General features: G+C 71.3%; 9 protein-coding genes and 1 pseudogene. 3 read left to right on the top strand and 7 right to left on the bottom strand.

Annotated elements, in window-relative coordinates; genetic code table 11:
• The first annotated feature begins 17 nt into the window (after positions 1–17).
• Positions 18–1,490: a hypothetical protein gene (locus AB0F15_RS36685; RefSeq protein WP_360280928.1), complete on the top strand. Its 1,473-nt coding sequence runs from the start codon at positions 18–20 to the stop codon at positions 1,488–1,490.
• A gap of 89 nt (positions 1,491–1,579) precedes the next feature.
• On the opposite strand, the gene AB0F15_RS36680 is transcribed toward AB0F15_RS36685, so the two are convergent.
• From AB0F15_RS36680 to AB0F15_RS36650, 7 genes and pseudogenes are all read right to left on the bottom strand, one after another.
• Positions 1,580–2,338 carry a hypothetical protein gene (locus AB0F15_RS36680; RefSeq protein ID WP_360280926.1) on the bottom strand — a complete coding sequence of 253 codons (759 nt, stop codon included), beginning with the start codon at positions 2,336–2,338 and terminating at the stop codon, positions 1,580–1,582.
• Between the two features lie 113 nt (positions 2,339–2,451).
• Positions 2,452–3,912: a glycoside hydrolase family 3 N-terminal domain-containing protein gene (locus AB0F15_RS36675; RefSeq protein ID WP_360280924.1), complete on the bottom strand. Its 1,461-nt coding sequence runs from the start codon at positions 3,910–3,912 to the stop codon at positions 2,452–2,454.
• Between the two features lie 3 nt (positions 3,913–3,915).
• Positions 3,916–4,746: a carbohydrate ABC transporter permease gene (locus AB0F15_RS36670; protein ID WP_360280922.1), complete on the bottom strand. Its 831-nt coding sequence runs from the start codon at positions 4,744–4,746 to the stop codon at positions 3,916–3,918.
• Complete coding sequence (locus tag AB0F15_RS36665; protein ID WP_360280920.1) at positions 4,743–5,729, bottom strand: sugar ABC transporter permease; 987 nt, start codon at positions 5,727–5,729, stop codon at positions 4,743–4,745. Before AB0F15_RS36665 ends, AB0F15_RS36670 begins: the two co-directional genes overlap by 4 nt.
• On the bottom strand, positions 5,726–7,027 hold the full coding sequence (locus tag AB0F15_RS36660; RefSeq protein ID WP_360280918.1) for a sugar ABC transporter substrate-binding protein: 1,302 nt from the start codon (positions 7,025–7,027) through the stop codon (positions 5,726–5,728). Before AB0F15_RS36660 ends, AB0F15_RS36665 begins: the two co-directional genes overlap by 4 nt.
• Before the next feature lie 302 nt (positions 7,028–7,329).
• Positions 7,330–9,128, bottom strand: a pseudogene (locus AB0F15_RS36655) (TIM barrel protein).
• A complete protein-coding gene (locus AB0F15_RS36650) occupies positions 9,118–9,966 on the bottom strand; it encodes a shikimate dehydrogenase (RefSeq protein ID WP_360280915.1) in 849 nt (282 codons plus the stop codon). The pseudogene AB0F15_RS36655 and the gene AB0F15_RS36650 overlap by 11 nt, the downstream one beginning before the upstream one ends.
• Positions 9,967–10,080: 114 nt before the next feature.
• Here AB0F15_RS36650 and AB0F15_RS36645 point away from each other — a divergent pair, with 114 nt between their 5' ends.
• Both AB0F15_RS36645 and AB0F15_RS36640 read left to right on the top strand, forming a co-directional pair.
• On the top strand, positions 10,081–10,722 hold the full coding sequence (locus tag AB0F15_RS36645) for a TetR/AcrR family transcriptional regulator (RefSeq protein WP_360280912.1): 642 nt from the start codon (positions 10,081–10,083) through the stop codon (positions 10,720–10,722).
• A 118-nt stretch (positions 10,723–10,840) separates the two neighbouring features.
• On the top strand, positions 10,841–12,154 hold the full coding sequence (locus AB0F15_RS36640; protein ID WP_360280909.1) for an MFS transporter: 1,314 nt from the start codon (positions 10,841–10,843) through the stop codon (positions 12,152–12,154).
• The last annotated feature ends 40 nt before the right edge of the window (positions 12,155–12,194 follow it).

Genomic DNA, 12,194 nt, shown 5'->3' with positions numbered 1-12,194 from the left:
ACTCCCAGGGGGAACACATGAAACCGTTTGTCCGCCCGCTGCTCGCCGGCCTCGCCGCCGTCACGGCCGCGCTGCTGGTACCCGGGGTGGCCCACGCGGCCGCACCGTCCAATGACGACTTCGGCTCCGCCACCGCCGTCACCGCGCTGCCGTTCAAGGCGACCCAGGACGTCCGGGAGGCCACCAAGGCACCCGACGACCCGACGCCGTGCAACACCTACACGACCTGGACCGTCTGGTACGACTTCACCGCGCCCGCGGACGCCCTCGTGCGCGTGACGCCGACCAGCACCGGCACGCGGCCCTTCGTCGCCGTCTACACCGGTGACCGCGGGGCGCTGACCCAGGTCCCCGGCACCTGCCGGACGTGGGACTCCCCCGGCTACGCGACCTTCCGCGCGACCGCCGGGACGACCTACCACGTCATGCTTTCCCAGCAGTACAACCAGACCGACCTCGGGGTGGAGTTCACCACCGTGCCGCCGGCGCCGAACGACGACATCGCGGCGGCCGCGGCGGTCTCGGTACCCGGGCAGTACGCGGGCGACCTGACCGTCGCTTCGGCCGAGCCCGGTGAGGCCGGGCCGAGCTGTGACCCGGCGGCCGACCGGTCGGTGTGGTTCCGGTTCGCCCCGGATCGCACCCGGTCGGTGAGCGCGCTGGCGATGTACGACTGGGGCCCGGGCATCACGGTGTACCGGGGCACCGCGCCGGGTTCGCTGTCCGAAGTGGACTGTGTGGCCTCCGGCGACCGCCGGGCCGCGGTGTTCACCGCGGTCGCCGGGCAGACGTACTGGCTCCGCGTGGCCGACGACGCGGAGGCCGCGTCGCTGTTCGACGTCCGGCTCGAGACGGCACCGCCGCTGTCGCCGTTCGTGGGCACCTATCCCAACAACCCGACCGTGTACACCGACGTCACGCTGGTCCCCTATTCGGGCGACAGCCTCCAACGGGACTTCGTCAGCGGCGAGGTGCGTTTCGGTGACGGCGGTTCGGCCCCGATCACCGGCGCTCCCATCGTGCACCGGTACGCCGCCGACGGCGACTACCGCGTCGAGGTCACCGGGACGACCGCCGACGGCAGGAGCGGAAGTGGCTTCACCACGCTGAAGGTCGACACGCACGACGTGGCGCTTTCGGACTTCGTCGTGCCGGCCAAGGCGCGGGTCGACGACACCAAGGCGATCAAGGTCTCGGTCGCGAACACCCGCCACGACGAGACGGTGGTGGTGACGCTGTCCAAGCTGACCGAGCAGGGTTACTACCAGCAAGTCGGGCAGCTCAAGCAGTGGGTGCCCGCGGCCGCCGACCGCAAGGTGGTGTTCCCCTTCGCCTACACCTACACCGCGGCGGACGCCGCGGCGGGCAAGGCGTCGTTCCAGGTGGTCGCGAGGTTCGACCCGGACTACTCCGAGGATGCCCGGCCCGAGGACAACCGGCTGCTCGGGTCGACCGCGGTCCGCGCGAAGAGCGGGGCCGGCATGAGCTGACCGGGTGTCCGTTGTGGACGGACCGACGCGGCGGGCCCCTGTCCGGGGAAGGAGGACAGGGGCCCGCGCGCGTTCAGCCGGTCAAGGCGTCAGTGGTTCACCTGGAACCAGGGCTGCGACCAGCCGAGGTAGGTCTGGCCCCACTTGCTCTTGATCTGCGCGATCGTCGTCTCGGTGTAGCTGCCGTAGCCGTTGATGTCGTTCGACAGGAACTTGCCGCCGCCGATGGAGATCATCGTGTGCCCGGCACCGCTGCTCTTGAAGAACGCGAGCCCACCGGCCGGGACCTGGTAGTCACCCGGGTGCTTGAACGAGGACGGGATCTGGGTCCAGTGGATGTAGGCCGTGTTCGAGCCCGAAGCGGACCAGCCGTAGTTCTGCGCGTTGATCCGGTCGCACCAGCCCTCGTAGGCGTCGAGGTCGTTGGTGTGGACGCGGGACTTCGCCTTGGTGACCGCCTCGGCGCAGGTGTTCGGGTCGCCGGTGCCCGCGGTCGAGCAGGCCAGCGTCGAGCCCGCGCAGTCCGGCGCGACCCGGCCGTCGGAGCCGGTGTAGACGTAGGCGTCACTGAGGTAGCCGTTGCCCACCTTGTCCCAGATGTCCGACGTGCCGTACTTGCCGTCGACGGTCGACCCGTTGGTCTGGCAGCTGATGGTCACCGCGGTGCCGTCGGCGATGCTGCCGACCGAGCTCGCACTGGCGCTGGGGGTGGACCGCAGGGTCAGCGCCGCGCCCGAGTCGGTGTGCACGGTGCCCGAGGCCGCCAGCGCCGGGCTCGCCCCGACGACCACAATCGCCGCGGCGATACCGGCGACTCCCGCCATCCGCTTCACGATGCCCATGTTCATTCTTCCGTCCTCCTGTTTTCGGTGTGAGGACAGAATGAAGAGCGCCGGTACAAGCCTCGTACAAATCGCGGACGCCGTTTCTGAAGTTGCGGCAAACCGGACGAACTCCCGCTTCAGGCCAGGTATTCCGCGGCGGCACGCAGGCTGACGTACGAGCCGCTGAAAGTGTCGATCCGCGGGCCGCCGTCGTCGCCGGGGCCGGGCACGCCGGTTTCCACCCGGATGAAGTCCAGCCCGGACAGGGCGGCGAGCAGCGCGCGCACCCGCGGGTGCCGGTGCGCCTCGCGGGTGACCACGACGACGCTGCGGTATTCACGGGCCGCTTCGAGGACCGCGGCGGCGTCGTCGGGGGTCGCGGTGAGTGCCCGGGTGCCCGGCACGAGCTCGGCCAGGTGCGCCCCGAGCCCCCACGGCATCGGTCCGGCGGCGATGGTCGGCTCGGTCTGGACGTCGACGACCAGCGGCGGGCCGTCGAGCCGCGGTTCGCCCCGGACGCGCAGCGCCTTGCGGGCGGCCTCCAGGCCGAGCCGCCGGTCGACCGGGCCCACCTTCGCCGGCGCCGGGTCGGTGCCCAGTGCCGCCGTCCGCTCCGCCGCCTCGGCCAGCCGCTCCAGGGGCAGCTCCCCCGCCGCGACCGCGGCGACGATCGCCGCCACGCAGGCGTCCAGGTGCTCGGCCTCGAACGCCGCGCCGCCGAGGCACAGCGCGTCCGCTCCCGCGGCCAGTGCCCGCACGGCCGAGCGGCCGAGGCCGTCGTGCCGCCCGTACGCCCCGGACACCGCGCCCATCTCCAGTGCGTCGGTGATCACCGCGCCGGTGAAGCCGAGCTCGCCGCGCAGGACGTCGGTGAGCGCCGTCCGGTTGAGCGTGGCCGGCTCGTCGCCCCACGCCCGGACGACCAGGTGGCCCGACATCACCGAGCGCACGCCGGCCCGGATCGCCGCGGCGAACGGGACCAGCTCGATGGCGCGCAGTTCCGCCACGGACCGGGGCAGCACCGGCAGGGCCACGTGCGAGTCCTCGGTCGCGGCGCCGTGGCCCGGGAAGTGCTTCGCGCACGCCGCGACGCCGTACTTCTGCAGGCCGGTCACGTACGCCGCGACGTGCGGGGACGCGTGCACCGGGTCGGACCCGAAGGCCCGGACGCCGATGATCGGGTCCTCGGCCGCCAGGGTCAGGTCCGCGCAGGGCGCGAGGTTCACCGTGACGCCGCAGGCGGCCAGCCGTTCGCCGAGCGCCGCGGCGACGGCCGTGGTCAGCTCCGGGTCGTCCGCCGCGCCGAGGGCGAGCGGCCCCGGCACGAACGATCCGGTGTTCACGTCGAGGCGGGTGACGTCGCCGCCCTCCTCGTCGATCCCGACGACGACACCGCCGACCCCGCCGACGCCGTCGCGTTCGCCGCGCAGCTGGGCGGTGAGCGCGGCGACCTGCTCGTCGTCGACGACGTTGCGGCCGAACAGCACCACCCCGCCCAGGCCGCCGGCGATCCGGCGGCGCAGCCAGTCCGGCGCGGTGGTCCCGGCGAACCCGGGCAGCAGGACGGCTTCGGCGAGCTTCTCTGGCTGCGGAAACAACGGCTACCCCTTCACGGCGCCGGCGGTCGCGCCGGACACCAGCTTGCGTTGCACGAGCAGGAAGAAGATCAGCGCCGGGATCGCGTAGATGACCGACGCGGCCATCACCCCGCCCCAGTCGGTGGCGAAGGCCGTGCGGAACGACGCGAGCCACACCGGCAGGGTCTCCTTCGGCTTGTCCTGGATGAAGACCAGCGCGAACAGGTACTCGTTCCAGGCGGTGATGAAGCTGAACACCGACGTGGTGACCAGGCCCGGACCCAGCAGTGGCAGCGTGACGCGCCGGAACGCGCCGGTCTGGCTGCAGCCGTCGATCATCGCGGCCTCTTCCAGCTCGTACGGGATCCCGTTGACGAAGCCGTAGAGCATCCAGACCGTGAACGGCAGTGTGGTGGCGAAGTAGATCAGCAGCAGCGACGGCAGCGTGTTGAGCAACCCGGCGTCCCGCATCAGCAGGAACAGCGGGATGAACAGGGCCGACACCGGCGCCAGCTGCGCCACCATGACCAGGATCAGGAAGCCCTTGCGGCCGGTGAACCGCAGCCGCGACAGCGGGATCGCCGCCAGCGTCCCGGCGACCAGCGCGCACAGCACCGACCCGACCGTGACGATCAGGCTGTTCATCAGGTAGGTCGGGAAGTTGTCCTTGCCCAGCGCCGTGGCGAAGTTGCCGAGCGAGAACGACGTCGGGATCAGGTCGTACTTGGGCGAAAGGATTTCGCCGGGCGTCCGCAGCGACGTGACGAACATCCAGTACGTCGGGAAGAGGATCAGCAGCGCCACGACCACGCCGACGACCGAGAGCGCGATCCGCTGCGGGAGCGACTTCCTCACTTGAGACCACCTTCCGGGGTCCGGACCAGCAGCTGGATGTACCGGCCGGTGATGAGCGCGAGCACGATCAGCATCAGGGTCGCGATCGCGCCGGCCGCGCCGAAGTGGTTGCCCGCGATGCCCTTGAGGTACAGCACGACGGCCAGCGTGGTGCTCTCGCCGTCGGGGCCGCCCTCCCGGATCGCCCAGATCTGCGCGAAGGCGTTGAAGTCCCACAGCACCGACAGGAACGTCACCATGGTGGTGATCGGCCGGATGGCGGGCCAGGTGACCGCGCGGAAGGTCTGCCACGCGCTGGCACCGTCGATGCCGGCGGCCTCGTACTGCTCGCGCGAGACGCCGATGATGCCCGCGTACAGCGAGAACGTCACGAACGGCACGGCCTGCCACACGATGAGCAGCCCGATCACGGTCAGCGTGCTGGCACCGCTGGAGAACCATGAGAAGCCGATGAAGCCGGGGAAGCCCAGCCGGTCCAGCGTCTTGTTGAGGATGCCGTACTGCTCGTCGAAGATCCACTGGAACACCGTGGTCGTGGCGATCACCGGGGTCGCCCAGGCGAGCACCAGCGTCACCTGGACCATGATCCGCACGACCGGGCCGAGGTGGCGCATCAGGATCGCCAGCAGCAGACCGCCGAGGATCGTGGCGGCCACGATGGCGGCGGTGAAGACCAGGGTCCGGACGGTGACCGTCCAGAACTCCGGGTCGGAGAGCGTGTTCGTGTAGTTGTCGACCCCGATCCAGACGGTTTTGCCGGAGACGAGCTGGCCGATGTCGAGCTTGCGGAAGCTGATCGCGAGCACCTGGACCAGCGGCCAGGCGAGCAGCACCAAGATCGCGACGAGCGCGGGGAGGAGGAGCAGGTACGGGAGGACCCGGTCGCCGAACCGGCCGCGCCTGCGCTTCTTGACCCGCGTGTCGCGCGGCGATGCCGGCGGGGTCGCCCCCGCCGGCATCGTCACATTGGCGGTCGCTGTCATCCGCCGATGAGCTTGTTCAGCGCTGCGTTGGCGTCGGCGGTCGCCTGGTCGAGCGTCTTCTTGCCGGTCAGGTAAGCGGTCAGCATGTCCTTGACCGGGTTCTGGCCGGACTCGACGTCGCCCCACTTCGAGCTGGCCGGGACGGCCTTGCCGTTGGCCGAAGCCTTAGCCATCACGCTGCCCAGCGGGTCCTTGTCCAGGCCGGTGAGGTCGGTCGACGTGCCGGGCACGACGCCGGCGGCGGCGAGCTGGCTCTGGTACTTCGCGCTGGAGAGCAGCTTGATGTACTCCTTGGCCGCGGCCGCGTTCTTGCTGTTGGCCGGGATCGCCAGGTTCGAACCACCGAGGAACACCGGGGCGCTCTGGCCGGCGGTCTTGCTCGGGATCGCGAACGCGCCGGTCTTGGCGGTCAGGCTCGGGTCGGTCTTCGCCGCCGTCGCCAGCTCCCACGGGAGGCCGATCATCATGGCCACCTTGCCGGCGCCGTAGACGGTCGCCTGCTGGGGCTTGGCCTCGTCGGCGTCCTTCGGCGCCTTGGTGCCGGAGGTGTCGACGAGCTTCTTGTAGAAGTCGAGCCCGGCCTTGGCCTCGGGGGTGTCGAGGGCGGCCTTGTAGTTCTTGCCGTCGGGCTTGGCGATGTCACCGCCGTTGTCCCAGATGAACGACAGCAGCGCGTACCAGTTCTGGCCCGGCATGTACAGCGGCTGGAAGTCGGGGTCGGAGCCGAACTTCGTCTTCAGCTTGCCGATCGCGTCGACCCACTCGTCGTTCGACGTCGGCGTCTTGGTGATGCCGGCCTGCTCGAACATGTCCTTGCGGTAGATGACCTCACGGTTGGCCGCGTAGAACGGGACGCCGTAGATCTTGCCGTCGTAGGTGCCGGAGTCGGCGAGACCCTTCAGCCACTGCGCGCCGTTGAAGCTGTCCTTGTCGGCCGTCAGGTCGGTCAGGACACCGTCGTTCGACGCGAACGCCGCGGTCTGCGTGTTGCCGATCTCGATCACGTCCGGCGGCGTGCCGCCGGCCAGCGCGGTGGTCAGCTTCTGCTGGATGCCGTCCCACTGCTGGACTTCGTACTTGACCTTGACCCCGGGGTGCGCGGTCTCGAACTCCTTGTTCAGCGCGTCGGTCAGGGTGGCCGGCGCGGACCCGGTCATCAGCCAGACCGTGACGGTCCCGCTCAGCGGTGCGTTCCCGCTGGAGGAGGCCGCGGTGTCCGAGCCGCTGGAGCCCGCGCAACCTGCCGTCGCGAGCGTGAATGCGGCGGCGCCCGCCGCCAGCTTGAGCCAGCGTTTCACTCGATGCCGTCCTTTCCCATGCCCGGCCACCGTGGCCAGGCGCCCCAAATGGTGTAGACCAATGTTGGGGTTAGAGTGGTACGTACCACAGGCCCTGTCAAGGCGGTTGCCGGAACGTTGTAAACGCATGCGGCGAGTAGCCGGGCGATTACAAGCGACCGGAAAGGCGTGCCAGAAGTCGTCCGGATAGGAAGGTGTCCCGGGCGTTTTTCACCGCTGGGGAACCGCAATCCGCGCGCCTACGCGGCCGCGCCACGACGAAAAACCGCCCCGGGCAAGACTTCCCGGGGCGGTGTGGGCGATCAGGCCGGCGTTTTCACCGGCGGGGCCGCGTGTCGCCGGGCGCGGTGGGCGGCCATCCGCACCGGCGCGTTCGCCACGCCGAAACCGCGGTACCCGCCGATCCGCTGCACCACCTCGAAGAACACCCGCGCCCCGGCCAGCGCGGTGTAGAAGTGCAGGAACTCGCCGTGCCCGTCCCGGTCGTAGAGCACCGAATGCTCCCGCAGCGCGGCGAGTCGTCCCAGCGGCAGGTCCAGCCGGGCTTCGAGGTCGTCGTAGTAGTTGCCGGGGATGTCCAGCAGGGGCGCTCCGGCCGCCCGCATCGCCGCGGCCGCGGCGAGCGCATCCGCGCAGGCGAACGCCACGTGCTGCGGTTCGGGGACCGCCGGCGCCCATTCGCCGCGGCGGACCACGGCGGCCTCCAGCGTCAGCCGGACCTCGCCCGCCGCCACCGAGCGGCTGCGCACGAGCCCGAACGGCGCCGCGAACTCGGTCACCGCGGACGGCGTCAGCCCGAACACCGAGCGGTGGAACAGCGCCGCCTCCTCGAAGTGGTCGAACGGCTGGGTGAGGGCCACGTGATCGATTCCGAGGATCCCCGCGCCGATCGCCGGTTCGCCGGTGGCCGTGAAGTCGTCCCGCCAGTCGTCGCCGCAGAGGAACACCTGGGTGCCGTCCGGCGCCGCGACCGACGCCAGGTCGGCCTCGCGCGGGCCGCGCACGCGTGGCAGGACCGGCGCGAGCAGGGCTTCGGCACGGGCGGCGGAGCGGGCCGGGTCGGCACTCACCAGCGCGACCGCCCCGACCGCCCCGTGGGCCGCGCCGCCTTCGTTGACCACCACCCGGGCCTCGCCCTGCTCCCACAGCTCGACCGGCTTGGTCCGGTGGACGCCGGTGCGCGCGAACCCGAGCGAAGCCAGCATCCTTCCCGCCCCCGGATCGGTCACGACCTCGGCGAACGCGTGCCCGGTCAGCGCCGGCGCGGCCGGCAGCTCCAGCACGCCCAGGGATTCCTTCAGCGCCAGCAGCGACCGCATCGCGTCGACCGCGGCCGGGCGCGGGTCCGCTTGCCGGAACACGTCGTTGAAGACTTCCAGGGACAGCGGCCCGCGGTAGCCCGCGGCCAGCACGTGCCCGGTGAACGCCGTCAGGTCGAAGTCGCCCTGGCCGGGGAAGAGCCGGTGGTGCCGGCTCCACGGCAGCACGTCCATCGGCAGCCGGGGTGCGTCGGCGAGCTGCAGGAAGAAGATCTTGTCGCCGGGGATGGCGCGGATCGGCGCCGGGTCGTGGCCCTTCGACAGGATGTGGAAGCTGTCCAGGCAGACGCCGAGCGCGGGGTGGGCGGCGCGGCGGACGATGCGCCAGGCGTGCTCGTACCCGCTGACGTGCCTGCCCCACGCCAGGGCTTCGTAGGCGATCCGCATCCCCCGCGTCGCGGCCAGCTCGGCCAGCGCGTGCAGCTGTTCGGCGGCCAGTTCGTCGTCGTCGATCGCGGCCGGCGAGACCGACGAGCAGACCAGGACGGTATCCGCGCCGAGCTCGGCCATGACGTCGAACTTGCGGGCCGCGGGCGCAGGTTGGCCGCGTGCAGGGCGGGCGGGACGGCTTCGAAGTCGCGGAACGGCTGGTAGAGGTCGATCGACAGCCCCAGGTCGGCGCAGTGGCGGCGGATCGCGGCCGGGCTCGACGGGGAGACCAGCAGGTCGTTCTCGAACAGCTCGACGCCGTCGAACCCGGCCGCGGCCGCCGCGGCGAGCTTGTCTTCCAGTGCGCCGGACAGGCAGACGGTGGCGATGGCGGTGCGGGGTTCAGGCGGCACGGGCGGCTTCCCCTTCCAGTGCGTCGAAGTGGCGCAGCATCCGCGCCGGGTCCGGGTCGGCGCCGGTGAACAGCCGGAACGATTCCCCGGCCTGCAGCACGACCATGCCGCCGCCGCCCAGCACCCGGCAGCCGCGGGCGCGGGCGGCGGCCAGCAGGGCGGTCTCCAGGGGGCGGTAGACGATGTCGGCGACCCACAGCCGCGGGTGCAGCAGCTCGGTGGGGACCGGCGAGCCGGGGTGGGCGGCCATCCCGGTCGGGGTGGCGTGGACCAAGCCGTCGGCGCGGTCCACCGCCGCCAGGTCCCCGGTCTCCGCACGACCGTCGCCGAACCTCCGCCGGAGCGCGTCGACGAGCTGCGCGCTGCGGTGGCGGTCGACGTCGTGGACGGTGAGCCGGCCGGTGCCCAGCGAGAGCAGCGCGTGCGCGACCGCCGCGCCCGCTCCCCCGGCGCCGAGCAGCACGACGTCGTCCATCCGGACGTCCGGCAGGCCGCGGGTGAGGCTGCGGGCGAACCCCGTCGCGTCGGTGTTGTGGCCGATGGCGCGGCCCCGGTCGAAGACGACGGTGTTGACCGCGCCGAGCGCGGCGGCTTCCGGCGAGAGCTGGTCGAGGTGCGGCACGACCGCCTGCTTGACCGGGTGCGTGATGTTGAGGCCGTCGAACCCGGCGAGCCGGGCCGCCGCGAGCACGTCGGCGACCGGGCGGCGCAGGACGTCGAGGTCCAGCAGGCGGTAGACGTACCGGAGGCCGAGCTCGTCGGCCTCGCGTTCGTGCAGCGCCGGGCTGGCGGACGGCCCGATGCCCGAACCGACGAGCCCGATCAGGTAGCTGGTCACCGCATGCCCTCCGCCGATAATGTACGAACTAGTACGTTCACGGTAACGCGCGGGCGGCTCCGGCGGAAGGGCTGGTCTAAAGTGGGAGTCTCGATCCGCAGCGGAGGGAGCCCGGTGGCCGCACCAGCGTCGGAAGCCGAGCGCCAGCGCGACAAGGAACGCACGCGCGCCGACATCCTCGCGGTGGCCACCCGGGAGTTCGCGGACAAGGGGTACACCGGCGCCCGCGTCGACGAGATCGCCGCCCGCACCAGCACCACCAAGCGGATGATCTACTACTACTTCGGCGGCAAGGAACAGCTGTACATCGCCGTGCTCGAGCAGGCGTACTCCGCGATCCGGACCCTGGAACGGCAGCTCGACGTCGAGCACCTCGACCCGGAGGACGCCCTCCGGCGGCTGGCGGCGCTGACCTTCGACCACCACGAGGCCCACCCGGACTTCATCCGGCTGGTCAGCATCGAGAACATCCACCACGCGCAGCACCTCGCGCAGTCGGAGATCCTCGCCGGACTGGCCGACCCCGCCCTCGGCGGCCTGGCGGTCGTCCTCGAGCGCGGCCGCGCGGCCGGCCGCTTCCGCGCCGACGCCGACCCGCTGGACATCCACATGGTGATCAGCGCGTTCTGCGTCTTCCGGCTGGCGAACCGGCACACGTTCCAGGCGATCTTCGGCCGCGACATGCTGGATCCGGCCCGGCGCGAGCACTACCGCACGATGCTCGGCGACCTGGTGATCGACTACCTGACCGCCTGAAATCCCGCTCTTGACACCCGGGGATCGGTCTCGCACCCTCTATTAACTAACTAGACCGTACATTGCCCGTCCCGCCGGAGTCCGCGCAGTGCAGCACGGACGTCAGGAGATCGTGCCCGTGACCGGATCGATGCCCCGGAAGGCCGCGCTGGCCGCCTGGATCGGCAGCGCGCTCGAGTACTACGACTTCTTCATCTACGGCACCGCCGCCGCGCTGGTGTTCGGCAAGGTGTTCTTCCCCGCCTCCTCCCCCGCCACCGGCACGCTCCTCGCGCTGGCCACCTTCGGCGTCGGCTACCTCGCCCGGCCGGTCGGCGCGTTCGTCCTCGGCCACGTCGGCGACCGGTTCGGCCGCAAGCGCGTGCTCGTCTTCACCTTGCTGCTCATGGGTTTCGCGACGTTCAGCGTCGGCTGCCTGCCGACGTACGCGAGCGTCGGCGTCCTCGCCCCGGTGCTGCTGGTCGTGCTCCGGCTGCTGCAGGGGCTTTCCGCGGCAGGCGAGCAGGCGGGCGCGAACTCGATGTCGCTGGAGCACGCCCCGGAGCACCGGCGCGCGTACTTCACCAGCTTCACCTTGAGCGGCACGCAGGCCGGCCAGATCCTGGCCACCGCGATCTTCCTGCCGGTCGCCGCCCTGCCGGCGCAGCAGCTGCTGACCTGGGGCTGGCGGGTGCCGTTCTGGGGCAGTGCGCTCGTCGTGGTCGTCGGCTTCGTGATCCGGCGCAAGCTCGACGAGACACCGGTGTTCGAACGCACCGACGTCGCGAAACTGCCGGTCGCGGTCCTGTTCCGCCACCACTGGGCGGACGTCCTGCGGGTGGTCGCCGCGGCGACGATCGCCTCGGTGAGCACGATCTTCACCGTCTACGCACTGAGCTACGCGGTCAACACGATCGGCCTGGCCCGCACCCCGATGCTCTGGGTCGGCGTGCTCGCCAACGTCGTCGCGCTGGCGGCGATCCCGCTGCTGGCAGGGCTCGCCGACCGCGTCGGCCGCAAACCGGTCTTCATCACCGGGTGCCTCGCCTGCGGCGTGCTGATCTTCCCGTACCTGTGGTCGATCTCGATCGGCTCGTACGGGCTGTTGTTCGTGCTCGGCATCGTGCTGTTCGGGGTGGCGTACTCCGGCGTCAACGGCGTCTGGCCGGCCCTGTACGGCGAGATGTTCAGCGCCCGGGTCCGCCTGTCCGGCATGGCGATCGGCACCCAGATCGGCTTCGCGGTGGCGGGTTTCGCCCCCAGCGTGGTGGCGGCGATCGGTTCGGGCAAGCAGGACTGGCTCGGCGTCGCGATCTTCACCGCGGCGGTGTGCGTGCTGGCGTCGATCGCCGCGGCGACGGCCCGGGAGACCTACCGGGTGCCGACCGCCCAGCTGGGCGGCACGGTGCCCGCGAAACCGTCCACTGTGGTCGCGTCCACTGTGGACGGTTAACCCATGGTCCGGGGCCCCGGGGCCGGCGCGGGGGGGGCGC

This window comes from Amycolatopsis sp. NPDC026612 (genome assembly GCF_040638285.1).
GTDB lineage: Bacteria > Actinomycetota > Actinomycetes > Mycobacteriales > Pseudonocardiaceae > Amycolatopsis.
This window is presented reverse-complemented; position numbering and strand designations above follow the sequence as displayed.

Bases quoted from the DNA above. Each gene is read 5' to 3' on its own strand.
- AB0F15_RS36685 (WP_360280928.1), top strand. From the start codon at position 18: ATGAAACCGTTTGTCCGCCCGCTGCTCGCCGGCCTCGCCGCCGTCACG.
- AB0F15_RS36665 (WP_360280920.1), bottom strand. From the start codon at position 5,729: ATGACAGCGACCGCCAATGTGACGATGCCGGCGGGGGCGACCCCGCCG.
- AB0F15_RS36680 (WP_360280926.1), bottom strand. From the start codon at position 2,338: ATGAACATGGGCATCGTGAAGCGGATGGCGGGAGTCGCCGGTATCGCC.